An 18,269-nucleotide genomic window follows, 5' to 3' on the forward strand; every position below is an offset into this window, starting at 1 on the left:
CAAGCGGGGCCCGCGCGCCTAAGTTACGCATAAACGGAACGTTCCCCGGGGATGGTCCCGCGGGATTCCATGACAGGCTCTCGATATGAACGCACACTTCAGGAACCTGGCCCTCTGGGCGATAATCGGCCTGCTGGTCGTCGCGCTCGTCATGCTGTTTCAGCAACCTGGTCAGCGAACGCCGATTCGCGACATATCCTTCAGCGAATTGCTGACGCAGATCGATCAGGGCCGCGTGCATGACGTGACCATCTCCGGCAATGAGGTCACCGGCCACTTCTCGGACAACAGGCCGTTCTCGACCTATGTCCCCAATGATCCCAACCTCGTGTCGAAGCTCGAGGCCAAGAACGTCCAGATCAGCGCCAGGCCTTTGACCGACGGCAACGGCTGGCTCATGACGCTGCTGCTCAACGGCCTGCCCTTGATCGCCTTCCTCGGCGTCTGGATCTTCCTGTCCCGCCAGATGCAGGGCGGGATGGGCGGCCGGGCGATGGGCTTCGGCAAATCCAAGGCGAAGCTGCTCACCGAGTCGCAGGGACGCGTGACCTTCGAGGACGTCGCCGGCGTCGACGAGGCCAAGGAAGACCTCGAGGAAATCGTGGAATTCCTGCGCGACCCGCAGAAATTCCAGCGTCTCGGCGGCCGCATTCCGCGCGGCGTGCTGCTGGTCGGACCGCCCGGCACCGGCAAGACCCTGCTGGCGCGCGCCATCGCCGGCGAAGCCAACGTGCCCTTCTTCACCATCTCGGGCTCCGATTTCGTCGAGATGTTCGTCGGCGTCGGGGCCTCGCGCGTGCGCGACATGTTCGAGCAGGCCAAGAAGAACGCGCCCTGCATCATCTTCGTCGACGAGATCGACGCGGTGGGCCGTCACCGCGGCGCCGGGCTCGGCGGCGGCAATGACGAGCGCGAGCAAACCCTCAACCAGCTCCTGGTCGAGATGGACGGCTTCGAGGCCAATGAAGGCATCATCCTGATCGCGGCCACCAACCGTCCCGACGTGCTCGACCCGGCCCTGATGCGTCCCGGCCGCTTCGACCGCCAGATCCAGGTTCCCAACCCCGATTTCATCGGGCGCGAGAAGATCCTCAAGGTCCATGCCCGCAAGGTGCCGCTGGCTCCCGACGTCGATCTGAAGGTGGTGGCGCGGGGAACCCCGGGCTTTTCCGGCGCCGATCTGATGAACCTCGTCAACGAGGCGGCTCTGCTGGCGGCCCGCCGCAGCAAGCGGATCGTCACCAGGCTGGAGTTCGAGGACGCCCGCGACAAGATCCTGATGGGAGCGGAGCGCCGCACCCTGATGATGACCGACGAGGAAAAGCGCCTCACCGCCTATCACGAGGGCGGCCACGCCCTGGTGCAGCTGACCATGCCGGGATCGATCCCGATCCACAAGGCGACCATCATCCCGCGCGGCCGCGCGCTGGGCATGGTGCAGGGCTTGCCGGAGCGCGATCAGGTCTCGCAGACCTATGAGCAGCTGGTGGCGATGCTGGCTCTGGCGATGGGCGGCCGCGTGGCGGAGGAGCTGGTGTTCGGCCACGACAAGGTGACCTCGGGCGCCGCCAGCGACATCCAGCAGTGCACGCGGATCGCGCGGGCGATGGTGACGCAGCTGGGCTTCTCCGACAAGCTGGGGACGGTGGCCTACGCCGATCCGCAGCAGGAGCAGTTCCTCGGCTATTCGCTGGGGCGCCAGCAGACCATCTCCGAGGCCACCCAGCAGACCATCGACGCCGAGGTCAGAAGGCTGGTCCAGGAGGGCTATGAGGCCGCCAAGAAGATCCTCACCGAAAGGCGCGCCGATCTCGACACTCTGGCCAAGGGCCTGCTCGAATATGAGACGCTTTCGGGCGATGAGCTGATCAACCTCCTCAATGGGGTCCAGCCGGTCAGGGAGGAAACTCCTCCCTCCGCGCCGCAGCCGCCGAGAGCCTCCCCGGTGCCGACCACGGGCCGCAAGCCCGAGCCGGACGTCGGGGGAATGGAGCCCCATCCGGTGTGACCGGGGAGTTTCAACAGGATCGGAAAAAGGCCCGTCGCTCGCGGCGGGCCTTTTTTGTGGGTCCGAGACCCGCAGAGCGCCCTGCCGCGCCGATAAAACCAGTCGCCGCAAACTCGCCGTAACTCTCCTGAATTATCCTCCCCCTATGATCGCGCGCGAACCAAAGCGCGACCGGCGCGTACTCGGCGATTAACTAACCAGTCAGGATAGACTGCAAGAGAACCGCAAAATGCGCTAAGAGATTCGTAACCAAACCGCACTTCGACGGCGTTTTACTCAGGGATTGAGACCGGATGACCCGCTCATATTTTGGAACGGACGGCATACGCGGAAAAGCGAACGAGAAAATCACGCCCGAGCTGGCGCTCAAGGTCGGGCAGGCCGCCGGATATATTTTTCAGCGCGGCGAGGGACGCCATCGCGTCGTGATCGGCAAGGACACGAGGCTCTCGGGATATATGATCGAATACGCCCTCGTTGCGGGCTTCGCCTCTGTCGGCATGGACCCCTTGCTGCTCGGCCCCATGCCCACGCCGGCCGTGGCGATGCTGACCCGCTCGATGCGCGCAGACGTCGGGGTTATGATCTCCGCCTCGCACAACGCCTATGAGGACAACGGCATCAAGCTTTTCGGCCCCGACGGCCATAAGCTCTCCGACGAAATCGAGCTGGAGATCGAGCGCCTGCTCGACAGCGACCTGTCGAGCAAGCTCTCCCAGCCGCACGATCTCGGGCGGGCGAGGCGCATAGACGACGTTCGCGCCCGCTACATCGAATTCGCCAAGCGCACATTGCCCCGCAATATGAGCTTCGAGGGCCTGCGGGTCGTTCTCGATTGCGCCAACGGCGCCGCATACCGGGTCGCGCCCGAGGCGCTGTGGGAGCTCGGCGCCGAGGTCATCGCGATCGGCGTGGAGCCCGACGGCTTCAACATCAACCGCGAAGTCGGCTCCACGGCGCCCCAGGCGCTGCGGGAAAAAGTGCGGGAGCTGCGGGCCGACGTCGGCATCGCCCTCGACGGCGACGCCGACCGCGTGATCCTGGTCGACGAGCACGGCCGCCTGATCGACGGCGATCAACTTATGGCCGTGGTGGCGGAAAGCTGGCGCGAGCAGGATCTGCTCTCGAGACCGGGCATCGTCGCCACCATCATGTCCAATCTCGGGCTCGAGCGTTATCTCGCCTCGCTGAACCTTTCCATGGAGAGAACCGCGGTCGGCGATCGCTATGTGATCGAGCGCATGCGGGAGGGCGGCTACAATGTCGGCGGGGAACAATCGGGCCACATCATCCTGTCCGATTATTCGACCACGGGCGACGGACTCGTCACCGCCATGCAGGTGCTGGCCGTGGTGAAACGGCGAGGACAGCCGGTGAGCGAAGTCTGCAGGCGCTTCGAGCCGCTGCCTCAGGTGCTCAAGAACGTCCGCGCCCCGCAGAGCCTGTTGCGGTCGGAAACCGTGCTCGGCCAGATCGAAAAGGCGCGCGGCCGTCTCGGCGAGGCGGGCCGGCTGGTGATCCGTCCTTCCGGCACCGAACCGGTCATCCGGGTGATGGGCGAGGGCGACAACCGCGATCTGGTGGAGCGCATCGTCGCCGAGATATGCGACGCTTTGAGAACCCCGGCGCAAGTCCAGGATTTGGCCTGATACCGCTTCCGACTGATCAGTTCACGTCATCGCGAGCGGAGCGAAGCGATCCAGAGCCGCGCCAGTCCTCCTGGATCGCCGCGGAGCTTTCGCTCCTCGCGATGACGGCGCGAAGCCGCTTTTCATTCAGCGGGAAACCTATGACGCGCCGGAACCGAACCGGCGCCCGGATTTTTGAGCGCGTCGGTTCGAGCAAGGCCGAACGCGCTCCAAATCTCTTTGACGGAGCATGTTCTTTTCCAAAAACCGCTTCGCACTTTTTGGGAACAGGCTCTAGTTGAAGTGATAGTTGACGCCGACGCGGGCGATCACGCCCCGAAAGCCGAGCGTCGTCGTGGCCCCGTTTATGATGGCGATCGAATTCGGCGCCGCCGGATTGATGAGCGGGCTGAACTGGCCATAGACCGATTGCGAGCCGAGATCGTAATAAAGCGCCTCGATTTTTGCGCTCCAGTGTTCCAGGAACATCCATTCGCCGCCGCCGCCGACGGTCCAGCCGACGCTTGTGGCGTCCAGCGCGCTCCAGGTCGGCGTGACGGGATTTTCCGGATGTGCAATCTCATGTCCCGGATGCCAATGATAGCCGCTCGTGGCCACGTTCGCATAAGTGTTTCCATAAGCGAAACCGCCGGTGGCGAACAACAGGACGGATGGCGTCGCCAGGAAGCCGACGCGGCCCCTGACCGTGCCGATCCATCCGGTTCCGGCGGAAACATTGACGATGCCGCTCTGCAAATGCAGAAAATTATGGGCCGGATCCGGCGTGGCGCCGGCTCCCCCGGCCAGGGCGTAGGACGAACCGCCGCCCGAAATGCCGGCTCCCTGAAAATCCGTTTCGACGCCGACGACCAGGTTCGGCCCGATCTGATAGTTGAAACCGACTTGCCCCCCGCCGACCACGCCGGCCTGGCCGACGCTGGCGTTTCCGGTTCGGTAGCCCGCCGTCCAGCCGAACGGAAGCTCGTAGACGCCCGCGGCCCAATCATAGATCGAGTATCCGGTCGTCGCGGCGTTGGTGGAGGCGTTGAATCCGCCGCCGAGGTTCAGGCCGAGGTAAAATCCGGTCCACATCGGCCGCGGGGCCGGCGAAACGACTGTCTCGGCGGCGGCCGCGCCTCCGGTCAGCGCGAATATCGCGACGGCAATGATCTGGCGGTTCATCGAATCTCCCCTCCTGCCCTGAAAAGATGGACAGGGGAGCCGCAAAGATCGGCATCGTCAACGACTTCGGCCCGATGATGCGGGAAAAGGCCGCCCCTGTTGCAAAAGGGCAACGGGCGCAAATCAAAATAAAATTTTGTCGGGCGTCTCGACGGCGACGATTATGGCGCCGCGCCCGGCGAACCGCTTAAAGACGAAACGACGCCAAAGCCGGCGCCGCCGGTCCGCCGTCCGGCCTACCATATTTGAAGACTTCAAGACGCTTGGCGATCGCTTTCAATGCGCGATCTCTTTTCATTATGAATCCAAATCCGAGCGAATACTGTCTGGTTGCTTTTATCCGACGCCCGCTCGACGGCATCGAACTTCGCGAAAGCAACCGTCTCGATCAATCTCACCCGCGCGCCCTGCCGTAATATCGATCGGACCATGGTTTTAACCGGCAGCGCAGCGCGGCGGTAAGCATTTCAGCCTGCTTTATGGTTAGGAGGTAAGGTTAACTTCAATTTAAGCCTTTGAGGTCATTTTTCCTTTTGTCGGCATTGTGCCGCGGGTCCGCAAGCGGCCCTGCATGAGCGAAGGGAAGATGTACCATGGGCAATTCCAAAGCCCTCTTTTTGGCGGCTGCAGTCGCCTCCGGCGCGAGTTTCGCCGCCAACGCCGCGGACCTGCTTCCGCCCCCGCCACCGATCGACATGCCTCCGCCCCCGGAATACGGCGGCTGGTATCTGCGCGGCGACGCCGGCGTCGGCGCGGTTCAGATGAGCGGATGGCGCTCCACGCTGCAGGCTTACGACGAAACCGGGCAGTCTCTGGCCGCGTCCGGCAATTACATCGCGCCCGCTTTCGCCTCGATCGGCGATCAGGGCTTTGTCGACATTGGCTTCGGCTATCAGTTCAACAGCTGGTTCCGCGCCGACATCACCGGCGAATACCGCACCGAGGCCAGCTACCGGGCCGGCATCGTGGGCGCCAACGCCTTCAGCGGCTGGGTCGGCGGCGATTATTACAACGCCGGCGTCAGCACCGCGCTGTTCATGGCCAACGGCTATGTGGATATCGGCACATGGCATGGCGTCACCCCCTTTGTCGGCTTCGGCGTCGGCATCGCCGACAACCGGATCTCGGGGCTGGTGGACACCGGATTCGGCGTCGCGGCCGATAAGACTCAGGCCAATTTCGCCTGGGCCGTCATGGCCGGGCTCGCGCTGAACGTGACGCCCAATTTCAAGGTCGAGCTCGGCTATCGCTATCTCGACATGGGCAGCCTCACCAGCAATCCCATCAGCTGCATATCGCCGACGGGCTGCTGGAGGGAGACGCATTCGTTCCATCTCGCCTCCAACGACCTTCGCCTCGGCTTCCGTTACGCCTTCAACGAGCCGCCCATGCCGGTGCGTCCGCTCATCACCAAATACTGAAGGCTAATGATGCGCTTTTGAGTCTTTCCGGTTCGGATCGAACCGAAAAGACTCCTGAGCTCCTCATCGTCGCCTGGAGAATCCCAAGGAGCGGACCCATCGGGCGTTTGCAGGTTGGCGACCGATCAAAATCCAAGCTGTAATTGGCCTTCGGGCTCCTGTCGCCTATCCTCGAGGGAAGACAGGGAAACTCCGAGCAGGCGGATTCCCGTTCGTGCAGGAAACACGGACCCGAGCAAAGCCAGCGCGATTTCTGCGAATTGGCGCCGCGCCAATATTGCCGCAGGAGCGGAACGCGCGCGCGTGATCTGTCGGAAGTCTGCGTATTTGACCTTGACCGTCACCGTGCGTCCGCGAATGCCGGCCCTCTCGCAAGCCGACCACACCTTATCGATTATCGGCCCGAAGCCTGCGCGCGCCGTCTCGAAATCGAAAATGTCCTCGGCGAAAGTGGTTTCGGCGCCGAGCGATTTGCGTCGGCGGTCGGCCCGCACCGGGCGTTCGTCGACGCCACGCGCGATCCAGTAGTAGTAGGGGCCCGATTTGCCGAAATGCGCGCTGAGGAATTGAAGCGATTGCGCGCGAAGGTCGAGGCCGGTGCGGATGCCGAGCCGGTTCATCTTGGCCGTCGTCGCCGGCCCGATCCCATGAAAACGGCCGACATCGAGCGCTTCGACGAAGGCAGCGCCCATCCTCGGCGGGATGACGTAAAGGCCGTCGGGCTTGCGGAAATCCGACGCGAGCTTGGCGAGAAACTTATTGTAGGAGACGCCGGCGGACGCCGTAAGCCCGGTCTGGACTCTTATCTCCGCCCGGATCTCCTCGGCGATGCGCGTCGCCGACTCAATGCCCTTCAAATTCTCGGTCACGTCGAGATAGGCTTCATCGAGCGATAGCGGTTCAATGATCGGGGTGTAGTCCGAAAAGATCGTCCGGATCTGAAGCGACACCTGCTTATAGACCTCAAAGCGCGGCTTGACGAAGATCAACTCGGGACATTTGCGCAGCGCGGTGACTGAAGGCATGGCGGAGCGAACGCCGAATTTGCGCGCTTCATAACTTGCCGCCGCGACAACGCCCCGGGCGCGGGCGCCGCCGACGGCGACTGGCTTGCCCCGCAGCGCCGGATCGTCCCTCTGTTCGACCGACGCATAGAAGGCGTCCATGTCTATATGGATGATCTTGCGTTGAGGGGCGGCAGCGGCGGCGCCGGCTCCCGCGTCGCACCGGGCTCCGCATTGACCCCCGCCGGTCTGGCCTCTCATCGCGCTATAGTCCCTTGGCTCCGGCCATCCATACGGCTTTCGCGAGATCGCTTCGCGATCCGCGCAGCATATCATGTCCGCCCGGGCTGCTCGCGGCCTCGATGCTCGACGCTGGGGCGGCGCTGGCCCGCCTGCCCGTCGAAGATCTAAGGCCGGCGCGAGCGCGCCGTTTTCCTTTGGAGCGGAAATCGGCCATATCTGGCTGATGCCGCCGCGCCAGAAAACCTCCCCGGAATCCGACCCCGCCTCCCTCAGCGGAAATGCGCCGGAAATCAGCGTCACGGAACTCGCGGGCGCCATCAAGCGCACGGTGGAGGATCGCTTCGGCTTCGTGCGCGTGCGCGGCGAAATCAGCAATTACCGCGGTCCCCACTCCTCGGGCCATGTCTATTTCTGCCTCAAGGACGCCGGCGCCCGGATCGACGCGGTGATCTGGAAAGGAACCTTCGCCCGGCTGAAGACCAGGCCGGAGGAAGGGCTCGAGGTCGTCGCGACCGGAAAGCTCACCACTTTTCCGGGAAAATCCTCATATCAGATCGTCATCGAGGCGCTGGAGCCGGCCGGGATCGGCGCGCTGATGGCGCTGCTCGACGAACGCCGCAAGCGCCTCGCCGCGGAAGGGCTGTTCGACGAAGGTCGCAAACGCCCGCTGCCCTTTCTTCCCCGCACGATCGGCGTCGTCACCTCTCCGACGGGCGCGGTGATCCGCGACATATTGCATCGTTTGAACGATCGCTTCCCGAGGCGCGTGCTGCTGTGGCCGGTGAGGGTTCAGGGAGAAAGCTGCGCCGCCGAGGTCGCCGCGGCGATCGAAGGCTTCAACAGGCTTGGCCAAGACGGCCCGATTCCGCGTCCCGACGTGCTCATCGTCGCGCGCGGGGGAGGTTCGCTGGAAGATCTCTGGGGCTTCAACGAGGAGATCGTGGTCCGGGCGGCGGCGGCCAGCGAGATTCCCGTCATCTCCGCGGTCGGCCACGAGACCGACACCACCCTGATCGATTTCGCCGCCGATCTGCGCGCCCCGACCCCTACCGCCGCCGCCGAAAAGGCGGTTCCGGTGCGGATGGAGCTCATCGAACAAAACGCCGTGCTGTCGCGCCGGCTCGCCGGCGCAGAGCGCCGGCTGCTCGACGCCCTGGCGGCGCGCCTCTCGGCCAATTCCCGGCTTCTCGGCGCGCCCGACAAGGCGCTCGCCGTTCCCCGCCAGCGCAGGGATTTCGTGTTGGAGCGCCTGCGCGCCGCGATCCGGTCCGGGCTCGACAAGCGTCGACTGCGCCTCTCGCGCGCCGCCCATACGCTGGCGCGGCACTCGCCGCAGGCCGAGCTCGCGCGCGCAAGCGAAAGGATCAAGGGGCTCTCGACGCGGCTGCGGCAGGGCCTGCTGGCCCGCGCGGCGGTGGCGAGACATGAGGACGCGGTCTTGAAGGGCCGGCTGGAGACGGCCGAGCGGCGCCTGAAACGAGCTGTCGCGGAATTTATCCGGGAAAAACGCGGCGGGGTGGCGCAGCTCGAGCAATTGCGCCGGTCGCTGGGTCATGACGCCGTGCTCGCAAGGGGCTTCGCGCTGATACGCGACGAGAGCGGCGGCGTCATCGACGCTGCGGCCAAGGTGCGGCCCGGCCAGGAAATGACCGCGCAGTTCTTCGACGGCGTAGTTTCGGTCAGGGCCAAAGAGGCTTCATCGGGGGAAGAAAAACGCCCGGCCCCGGCGAAGCCGCGCCGCCGCCCGCCGGCGAGTCCCGGCGGAGATCAGGGGTCTTTGTTTTAGAGCGTTTCCGGCCGAAGCGGAGCCGGTTCGGAGCACATTGGGCCGAGTTGAACCAAATGCGCCCGCGGCGCTCTTACTGCCCGCCTCCAAGGCCGACCGCCTGTTTGACCGAGTCGAACCAGCCCGTGCTCTTGGCGTCCGGATCCTTGACCCCGGCGAGGCTTTTGGTCGCATGGCGATAGCCCGGCGGCGGTTCGGTCAGGTTTTCGCGGGCGGGTTCGCCGTCCGTCGGCTTGGCGCTGTTTGCTGCGCGCGCCCCGCTGCGGCGCGCGTTGTCCTGATCGACCGGCCAGGAGGCGGGGCGGGATGCGTCCTGCCGCGGCGCGGGAAGCGCCTGCCGGTTCGGCGGCACGACCACCTTGGCGCGCTCGCGATAGTCGATTTTCTCGCCGCTGTTGTTGGTGTTCACGCCGACGAGGCCCATGAGGGCGCCGCCGATGGTGGCGTCGTCCGCGGCCTGCGCCACGGGCGAAAAAAACCCGACGGCCGCGAGAACAGCGGCGGCCGCGCTGACTTTCGCAAATCGGCAAGTCGCATTCATTGCAAAAACTCCTTCGAGGAGGGTTTGCGGCGAAACAGCGCCGCCGCTCCCTTCAACCTTCGCTCAATATGCCCGTTTTCTTGGCGTTTTGGAGGCGCCGGAATTTCTATCGGAAAAGCCGGGCGCTGGCGAATCGGGCCAATGCGCGTCTCATTGCGCGGAAGCGTAAGACGCCCCTCAAGCCGAGCTTTTCCCGGGCGCTTCGGAAGCGACGAGACCTTCGATCAGAAGCGCCGCGACGCCGCAGGTGATCGCGACATCCGCGAGGTTGAAAACATAATTGGCCAGCGGCCCGACCGGCAGCGTGGTGTGCAGATAGAAGAAATCGGCCACCGCGCCCCGCAGCAGCCGATCGGCCGCATTGCCGAGCGCGCCGCCGATGACGAGGCCGAGGCCGAGAGCCGTGACGGCGCTGTTGGTCCGTCGCAGCCAGACCGCGAGGCCGAGAATGATCGCGAGCTGAAAGAACAGCAAAGCGAGCCGCGCGACATCGTCATGGGCGGTAAGCAGGGAATAGGAGACGCCGTGATTCCAGCTCAGGACGACATCGAGAAAAGGCAGCAGCCGTATCGGCGGTTTTTGGCCGATCCCGAAGACGTTCAGCATCCAGTATTTATGCGCCTGATCGATGAGGAGCGCGGCGCATGCGACGACAAGGCCATAGGCTTGCGGCGCGGATAGAGGCTTCATTCGCGGCGCCTGTTTCCTAAAAAAGGGGCCCCTCGCTTCGAGGGCGGCTCCCCTTTCGCCGAAGGCGGCGCGGGCGTCAAGAGAAAGACGCGCCGAGGCGAGAGCCTAGAGCCCCCAATGCCGCTGTCGCCCCCGCGCCAGCGCCCTATTTTCTTTGACGGAAAAGGCAAGCAAACCGGGCGGAGCCTCCCGATGACCGCCAATCTCGCGCAAAAGCTCATCGATGACCATCGCCTCGGCGGAGATCGCAGCGTCGGGGCGCCGATCGCGCTGCGGATCGACCAGACCCTCACCCAGGACGCCACCGGCACGCTCGCCATGCTCTCGCTCGAAGCCATGCTGAGCGGGCGGGTCAAGACCGAGGTCAGCGTCCAATATGTCGACCATAATATTCTTCAGGTCGACAACCTCAACGCCGAGGACCACATCTTTCTGGAAAGCGCCTGTCGGCGTTTCGGGATCTGGTATTCCCGCCCGGGCAACGGCATCAGCCATGTCGTGCACATGGAGCGCTTCGGGCGGCCGGGAAAATCCCTGCTCGGCTCCGACAGCCACACGCCCGCGGCGGGCGCGCTGGCCATGCTGGCGATCGGAGCCGGAGGGCTCGACGTCGCTCTGGCCATGGCGGGCGAGCCTTATGCGACCGCGATGCCCGCGATTTTCGGGGTCGAGCTCACCGGCGAGCTTCCCGAATGGGTGAGCGCCAAGGACGTCATATTGGAGCTGCTGCGCCGTCACGGCGTCGCTGGGGGCGTCGGCAAGATCATAGAATATCACGGCCCCGGCCTGCGCGGCCTCTCCGCCATGGACCGACATGTCATCGCCAATATGGGCGCCGAGCTCGGCGCCACAACCTCGGTGTTTCCGTCCGACGAGGCGACCAGAAGGTTTTTGTCGGCGCAGGGCCGGGAAGAAGACTGGAAGGAGATCGCGGCCGATCCCGGCTGCGACTACGACCAGCACGACCATATCGACCTCTCGGCTCTGGAGCCGCTGATCGCTTTGCCCTCCAGCCCCGGCAATGTGGTCCCGGTGAGCGAGGTCGCGGGCGAGGAAATCTATCAGTCCTATATCGGCTCTTCGGCTAATCCGGGCTGGCGGGATTTCGCGGTCGCGGCGGAAATCGCGCGCGGCAATGTCGCGCCGCCCGGCGTATCCCTGGACATCAACCCCACTTCGCGCCAGGTGCTGCAGATGCTGATCGACGACGGGCGCCTCGGCGCGCTGGTCGCCGCCGGCGCAAGGCTCCATCAGACCGGCTGCAACGGCTGCATCGGCATGGGGCAGGCGCCCGCCAAGGGGCGCAACTCGCTCCGCACCACGCCGCGCAATTTCCCCGGCCGTTCGGGAACGGCGGAAGATTCGGTGTTCCTGTGCTCGCCCGAGACCGCGGCGGCCTCGGCGCTGGCCGGAAAGATTACCGACCCGCGCACGCTGAAGGTCCCCTGTCCGAAGCTCGAAGAGCCGGTCCGTGCGCCGCAGGCGAGGAATCTGTTCGAGCCCCCGCTGCCCGAAAGGGAACGAAAAACGGTGAGGCTGACGAAGGGCGAGAACATCCGCTCCTTGCCGGACTTCGACGCCCTGCCTGACGCGCTGAGCCTGCCGATACTGTTGAAGGCGCCCGACAATATCTCCACCGACGAGATACTGCCCGCAGGAGCCAGGGTGCTGCCCTATCGCTCCAATCTCGAAAGAATAGCGGCTTTTTCCTTCGAGCGCGTCGATCCCGACTATGTGCGGCGCGCCGAGGCCGTCCGCGCGCAAGGGGGCCACGCCATTATCGGCGGAAGAAACTACGGTCAGGGTTCTTCCCGCGAACACGCCGCGGCGGCGCCGAGGGTTCTCGGCCTCAGACTGGTGGTCGCCGAGAGCTTTGCGCGCATTCACCGGCAGAATCTGATCAATTACGGCGTGCTCCCGCTGCGTTTCCTGGACCTGCGCGACTATGAAAAGCTCAATCCCGGCGACAGGCTGGAGGTCGAAGGGCTGCGCGCGATGCTGAGTAAGGGCGGCCGCATCCGCCTCTCCTGCAGCGGACGCGCCATTGAAACCGAGCATGGCCTCACGGGCGTGCAGATCGAGATCCTGCTCTGCGGCGGGGTGATCAACCGGCGGCGCGAAGCGGCCTGAAGGCGGCGCTATTTTCCGCGCAGGGGCTTCGCCTCCATGCGGGCGAGGAAGAACAACGCCATCGCCGTACAAACGCCGACCACGGCGAAGGCGAAGCGAAACCTCATGACGAGATCCGCCAGCGCAAAAGCCTGCGAACCCGGCTCGCCGGAGCCGGTCACGAGCGCGCCCAGCGCGGCCACGACGAGGGCGCAAGCAATCTGACGCACGAATTGCATCGTGGCGGTCGCAGAGCCGAGGTGGCGAGGGTCGACGGCGTTTTGCATCGACACCGTGCATATCGGCAGCATCGCCCCGACCCCTAGGCTGAAAGCCGTCAGCAGCGCGACAAGCCAGGGCAAAGCGAGGCTTTGCGCCAGACCGGCGAGCGCCGCCGCAGACAACGCGGCGATAGCCAGGCCGGCGAGCGCTGGTAGCTTGTAGCCCGCAATATGCGGCATCATCCGCCCCGAGACAGTCGCTCCCACCACCGTTCCCGCCATCACCGGAATGAGGGCCGTTCCCGATTGATCCGCCGACATTCCGAGCACGCCCTCGAAATAGAGCGGCATCACCACCGAAAGGCCGATGAACGAGCCGAGCCCGAAGGCGCTGGAGATGGTGGCGTCGCGCGCGACGGCGTTCTGGAGCAGGCTGAGCGGGATGAAAGGTTCTTCGGCCCGCCGCAACCGCCAGACGAACAGCGCCCAGAACAAGGCGTCGAGAGCGAGCAGTGCCAGCGAGGAAGCCGCCGCGCCGCCGCGCCCGCTCAAGCTATAGGCGAGAAGGCCCGAGGCCGCGCCGAGCAGAAGCGCTCCCAGGCCGTCCAGCCTGTGAGGATGGGTGCGCAAAGGCAGTCGCTTCAGGGTTTTGTTGGCGATGGAGAAAGCGAGGATTCCGAGCGGCGCGTTGATCCAGAAGATCAGCGACCAATGAAGATAATGGGCGAAGAAGCCGCCCAGCGCCGGGCCCGCCACGCTCGAAGTGACGAACACGACCGAAATATAGGTCTGGTAGCGCCCGCGCTCCAAAGGCGTGACCATATCGGCGAGCGCCGTCTGCGCCAGCGAGATGAGCCCGCCGCCGCCGGCGCCCTGAAGCCCGCGCGCCGCAACGAGGAGCGCCATGTTCGGAGCCAGCGCGCAGGCGACCGAGCCCCCGACAAAAACCGCGATCCCCACGAGGAGCATGACGCGCGTCCCATGGATGTCGGCGAGCTTGCCGTAAAGCGGCGTGACGACCGTCGAGGCGATCAGATAAGAGGTCACGATCCACGGCGAGTCGGCGAAGTCTCCGAGCTCCGCGCCGATCGTGGGCAAGGCCGTCGCGACGATGGTCTGGTCCAGCGCGGACAGAAACATCGCAAGGCAAAGCCCGATCATCACGCGGCGGATTTCGCTCCTTCCAAGGGCGGCTCCGGCTTCCATGGGGCGTCGTTTCCTCCAAAATGCCGCGCGAGATAGGCCGCGGCGGGTTGAGGCCGTAATCTCGGGCGGCTCGCCGTCACGCGCCGAACAGGCGCTGGCGTCGGCGCGCTCCCCGCAACCGGACGGAACCGTCCGGTCGATAAGAATCTGCTTCAGCTCATAGGGTTGGAGCGCATGTCTTTCGCAGGAACATGTCCGGTCCTGCGAAAGTGCGCTCTAATCCTCACGCGATTTGCGCAGGATGCGCAGGAACTCGGCGGCGTCCTCGCGATCGACCCCCTCCAGAGCGGCGGGCTCGGGGAGCGCCGCGGCGGCGGCGAGGTTCACAAGGCGCAGCAGAACGCTTTCGTCCGCGACCCGCTGGGGCGGCCTCCCACGTCGGCGGGCGATGCGCAGCCGCGCCGCCGTCAGCTCGCGCAACAGCCTTTCCTGCACGACATTTAGCTTGGGCGCGGGCGCCGGCGCAACATCTCCCAGGACGCCCATGGCCTCGTCGTCGACCAGACCATCCGGCTCCGCCGCAGGATCGTATGCCGTCGAGACGAGGCTCGCCGCCTCGAGGCGCAGGCGAAACGATAACGACCTCAGCCGGCGCAGCGGCGCGAGAAGCCCGCGGCAATGATCGCAGCGCCCGCAGGGCGGGCTATCCTCGCCGAATTGCGCCAGCAGGTTCCTGGTGCGGCAGCCGGGGGCGACGCAAAGCTGCGCCATCGCCCGCGCCCGCATGAATTTGGCCTGGGCGTGGGGATGCCTCCCGAGGATTCCCTCTTTGAACGTGTTTTCTTCGCGCGAACCGGTATCCGCTTCGCTTGAAAACGCTTCCGGGGGCGCCCTCCAGCGCTGCGACAATTCGCGCCGGCTGAAGAGAAGAAGCGTTTCCGCCTCCATGCCGTCGCGGCCCGCGCGTCCGATCTCCTGATAATAGCCCTCGACGGAATCCGGAACGTCGGCATGAGCGACGTAACGCACGTCGGCTTTGTCGACCCCCATGCCGAAGGCGATTGTCGCGACCATGACGACGCTCTTTCGCGTGAAGAACGCATCCTGGTTCATCGCGCGCCGACCCGGATCGAGGCCGGCGTGATAGGGAACCGCGTCGAACCCCAGACCGATGAGGTCGCGCGCCAGCGCGTCGACCCCCGCGCGCGAATTGCAATAGACGATCCCGCTCGTTCCCGAATGCCGCCGCGCGAAAGCGGCGAGTCGCCCGAGCCGCTGGCGTCGCTCCTCAAAGGAAAGACAAAGATTGGGGCGCGCAAAGGACCGCACGATCGCCACGGGAGGTCGAGAAAACAGAAGCTCCGCGATATCCTCCCGGGTGCGGGGCGCGGCGCCCGCCGTCACCGCCAGAACCTGGGGATCGCCGAGGCGGCGTGCGATCGACCCGAGTTCGCGGTAGTCCGGGCGGAACTCGTGGCCCCATTGGGAGATGCAATGGGCTTCGTCAACCGCCAGCAAAGCCACGCGCCTGCTGCGGAGAACTGCCACGAAGCTTTCCTGCGCGAGGCGTTCCGGCGAAAGATAAAGCAGCTTTATCCGGCCAGACGCCACCCCTTCCAGGGCCTGGGAATATTCGAGATCGTCCTGCCCCGAATGGAGGGTTGCCGCCGGCAGGCCGAGCTCGGCGAGGCGTCGAAGCTGGTCGCGCATCAGGGCGATGAGCGGCGAGACCACGACGACGAGGCCGGGACGAAGCATGGCGGGAAGCTGATACAGCAGCGACTTGCCAGCGCCGGTGGGCGCAACCATCAGGACGTCGCGGCTGTCGAGCACGGCCTCGAGCGCCTCGGCCTGGCCGGGCAGGAAATCCCGATGGCAGAACCGCTCGCGCAGGAACCTCCGCGCGTCGTCGAGGGTTGGCGGGGGGAAACTCACTTGCGGCGTCCTCAATCGAAATGAGCGCCACAACCGGGACAGCCCGCCGGATGGCGCAAGCGCCGCCATGATGACATGGTTTTGCAGAGAAATACGCGCGGGGTGCTAAGATTATGCTCCAGCTTTTTGAATCTGAGCCGATTTCGGCGCAGCCGAGCGGACGGGCGGAACTGGGATGACGGAAGATATTCTTCTTACCTCGACGCGGATAAACACCTTTGTGGGAGAAGCGGCGCAAACCAACGCCAGCGGCTTTTTTTTCGAGCGAGGCGAGCGGCTTTTTCTGGTCACGAGCCGCCATGTGCTCCTGAACGAGCCGACGGGGCATTTTCCCGACCGCATCGAGATCGATCTTCACACCGACGAAGCGAACATCGCCAAATCGGTTTCGCTTTCGATCCCGCTCTACCGTGAAGGCGCTCCGCAATGGCGGGAGGGGCTCGACTGCGGCGGCAAGATCGACGTGGCGGCGATAGAGCTTGATCGTGAGCGCTTGCCGAGGCCGGCCGTGTTTCGCGCCTTCAGCCCCCTGAATCTTCAGCCGGACCTCGGCGCGGAGATCGGGGATTCGGTTCTCGTCATCGGTTTTCCGCTCGGCTTCCACGACACGCTGCATCATCTGCCCGTCGCCCGCGGCGCGGTCATCGCTTCGTCTTTCGGGCTGAGGTTCCAGGGAGAAGGCTATTTTCTCACCGACGCCCGCACTCATCGCGGCGCCAGCGGCGCTCCCGTGGTGATGCGGATTGACCGCGCGGGCGGAGACGACGGGGAGTTGCCCTGGCGCCTCCTCGGGATTCACTCGTCGAGATTGGACGTCGGCCCCCGCGATGTCGGGCTCGACGAAGCGCTCGGACTCAATTGCGCCTGGTATGCCGATATTCTGATGACCCTGACCGGATAGGCGAAGGGGCCGATCGGAACGCGCGGCGACCTGCGTCAAGGGCGCTTGCAGGCCGCTGGCAGGGCGGGGGAAAGGCGCATCCCTCCGGCGAGGTCCGTCAGGCGTTGCGTACGCGACACGGATAGATGTTTTGAGGGGCGCGATACTCCCGGTTTCGTGCACGCCGAGATAAGCGGTCTACGCGAACGGCAGCAGCTCAGCTCTAGGGGCCGTGCGAATGGTGGTTCGATTGGGAACCCAACGGGGCTTGAACGCACGCGGGCGGGCTTTTCGCAGCTTCACGACATGAAACGCAGCAACGCTCCGGATATGAGCCTTTTAGAGGGCGCATATCCGGAGCGTTTGGGGTTTGGCGTGCGGAACGCCGTCGATTTGAGGCCGCTTGAAGGAGCCATTGCGCTTAGCAGGCCTGGCGACGACCTACTCTCCCAGGTCTTGAGACATAGTACCATTGGCGCTGAAGCGTTTGACGGCCGAGTTCGGGATGGGATCGGGTCTGATCGCTTTGCCGAAGGCCACCAGGCCGGCTAAGAGCAATTTACAAGGGGAAGCAAATGGTTTTGGAGGGCATTGATAATGGGAGCGATCAAGCCTGACGAGCTATTAGTACCGGTAAGCTGCGCGCGTCGCCGCACTTCCACACCCGGCCTATCGACGTGGTCGTCTTCCACGGCTCTTAAGGGAGAACTGGTTTTGAGGTGGGTTTCCCGCTTAGATGCATTCAGCGGTTATCCCGTCCATACATAGCTACCCTGCACTGCGACTGGCGTCACAACAGGTCCACCAGAGGTATGTTCATCCCGGTCCTCTCGTACTAGGGACAAATCCTCTCAATTCTCCGACACCCACGGCAGATAGGGACCGAACTGTCTCACGACGTTCTGAACCCAGCTCACGTACCACTTTAATCGGCGAACAGCCGAACCCTTGGGACCTTCTCCAGCCCCAGGATGTGATGAGCCGACATCGAGGTGCCAAACAACCCCGTCGATATGGACTCTTGGGGGTTATCAGCCTGTTATCCCCGGCGTACCTTTTATCCGTTGAGCGATGGCCCTTCCACGAGGAACCACCGGATCACTATGACCGACTTTCGTCTCTGCTCGACTTGTCTGTCTCGCAGTCAGGCAGGCTTATGCCATTGCACTCGACGAGCGATTTCCGACCGCTCTGAGCCCACCATCGCGCGCCTCCGTTACTCTTTGGGAGGCGACCGCCCCAGTCAAACTGCCTACCATGCACTGTCCCGGACCCGGATGACGGACCGCGGTTAGACATCCATGACGATAAGGGTGGTATTTCAAGGATGGCTCCACACGAGCTGGCGCCCATGCTTCAAAGCCTACCACCTATCCTACACATGCCGACACGAATGCCAGTGCAAAGTTACAGTAAAGGTGCACGGGGTCTTTCCGTCTGACCGCAGGAACCCCGCATCTTCACGGGGAATTCAA

At 64.6% G+C, this 18,269-nt stretch carries 12 protein-coding genes and 2 rRNA genes (1 of these 14 cut by a window edge); 6 read left to right on the plus strand and 8 right to left on the minus strand.

All coding sequences use genetic code 11. The features are described 5' to 3' along the window. The first annotated feature begins 85 nt into the window (after positions 1-85). Both ftsH and glmM read left to right on the plus strand, forming a co-directional pair. Positions 86-2,008, plus strand: coding sequence for an ATP-dependent zinc metalloprotease FtsH (gene ftsH / locus H2LOC_RS15310; protein ID WP_136497837.1), 1,923 nt, complete (start codon positions 86-88; stop codon positions 2,006-2,008). 293 nt (positions 2,009-2,301) lie between these two features. Then, complete coding sequence (glmM, locus tag H2LOC_RS15315) at positions 2,302-3,657, plus strand: phosphoglucosamine mutase (protein ID WP_136497838.1); 1,356 nt, start codon at positions 2,302-2,304, stop codon at positions 3,655-3,657. 273 nt (positions 3,658-3,930) lie between these two features. Here glmM and H2LOC_RS15320 read toward each other — a convergent pair whose 3' ends face one another. Continuing rightward, entirely contained in the window at positions 3,931-4,818 is an 888-nt protein-coding gene (locus tag H2LOC_RS15320; protein WP_136497839.1) for an outer membrane protein, read from the minus strand. 593 nt (positions 4,819-5,411) lie between these two features. Between H2LOC_RS15320 and H2LOC_RS15325 the strand changes: the two genes are divergently transcribed. Beyond that, positions 5,412-6,239 (plus strand): outer membrane protein, encoded by an 828-nt coding sequence (locus tag H2LOC_RS15325; protein ID WP_136497841.1) that lies wholly within the window; start codon positions 5,412-5,414, stop codon positions 6,237-6,239. Between the two features lie 125 nt (positions 6,240-6,364). On the opposite strand, the gene dinB is transcribed toward H2LOC_RS15325, so the two are convergent. Continuing rightward, positions 6,365-7,504 carry a DNA polymerase IV gene (gene dinB / locus H2LOC_RS15330; protein WP_136497842.1) on the minus strand — a complete coding sequence of 380 codons (1,140 nt, stop codon included), beginning with the start codon at positions 7,502-7,504 and terminating at the stop codon, positions 6,365-6,367. A gap of 205 nt (positions 7,505-7,709) precedes the next feature. Here dinB and xseA point away from each other — a divergent pair, with 205 nt between their 5' ends. Then, positions 7,710-9,272 (plus strand): exodeoxyribonuclease VII large subunit, encoded by a 1,563-nt coding sequence (gene xseA, locus H2LOC_RS15335; RefSeq protein WP_136497843.1) that lies wholly within the window; start codon positions 7,710-7,712, stop codon positions 9,270-9,272. A 73-nt stretch (positions 9,273-9,345) separates the two neighbouring features. Here the strand turns inward: xseA and H2LOC_RS15340 are convergent, their stop codons facing one another. Further along, the gene (locus H2LOC_RS15340; RefSeq protein ID WP_136497844.1) at positions 9,346-9,813 is read right to left on the minus strand and encodes a hypothetical protein; all 468 of its coding nucleotides are present in this window, start codon (positions 9,811-9,813) and stop codon (positions 9,346-9,348) included. Positions 9,814-9,990: 177 nt separating this feature from the next. Beyond that, complete coding sequence (gene lspA, locus H2LOC_RS15345) at positions 9,991-10,503, minus strand: signal peptidase II (RefSeq protein ID WP_136497845.1); 513 nt, start codon at positions 10,501-10,503, stop codon at positions 9,991-9,993. Between the two features lie 192 nt (positions 10,504-10,695). On the opposite strand from lspA, the gene H2LOC_RS15350 reads away from it, so the two are divergent. Next, complete coding sequence (locus tag H2LOC_RS15350; RefSeq protein WP_136497846.1) at positions 10,696-12,633, plus strand: aconitate hydratase; 1,938 nt, start codon at positions 10,696-10,698, stop codon at positions 12,631-12,633. Positions 12,634-12,641: 8 nt separating this feature from the next. Here H2LOC_RS15350 and H2LOC_RS15355 read toward each other — a convergent pair whose 3' ends face one another. Both H2LOC_RS15355 and H2LOC_RS15360 read right to left on the minus strand, forming a co-directional pair. After that, a complete protein-coding gene (locus tag H2LOC_RS15355; RefSeq protein WP_246206852.1) occupies positions 12,642-14,039 on the minus strand; it encodes an MFS transporter in 1,398 nt (465 codons plus the stop codon). Positions 14,040-14,255: 216 nt separating this feature from the next. Beyond that, positions 14,256-15,914 carry a RecQ family ATP-dependent DNA helicase gene (locus H2LOC_RS15360; RefSeq protein WP_246206853.1) on the minus strand — a complete coding sequence of 553 codons (1,659 nt, stop codon included), beginning with the start codon at positions 15,912-15,914 and terminating at the stop codon, positions 14,256-14,258. A gap of 175 nt (positions 15,915-16,089) precedes the next feature. Between H2LOC_RS15360 and H2LOC_RS15365 the strand changes: the two genes are divergently transcribed. Further along, positions 16,090-16,815, plus strand: coding sequence for a S1 family peptidase (locus tag H2LOC_RS15365; protein WP_136497848.1), 726 nt, complete (start codon positions 16,090-16,092; stop codon positions 16,813-16,815). Positions 16,816-17,222: 407 nt separating this feature from the next. On the opposite strand, the gene rrf is transcribed toward H2LOC_RS15365, so the two are convergent. Beyond that, positions 17,223-17,338 (minus strand): 5S ribosomal RNA (gene rrf / locus H2LOC_RS15370). Between the two features lie 59 nt (positions 17,339-17,397). Then, positions 17,398-18,269: ribosomal RNA gene (locus H2LOC_RS15375) — 23S ribosomal RNA — on the minus strand; it runs 2,098 nt beyond the window's last position.

The organism is Methylocystis heyeri, from assembly GCF_004802635.2.
In the GTDB taxonomy this organism is placed as follows: domain Bacteria; phylum Pseudomonadota; class Alphaproteobacteria; order Rhizobiales; family Beijerinckiaceae; genus Methylocystis; species Methylocystis heyeri.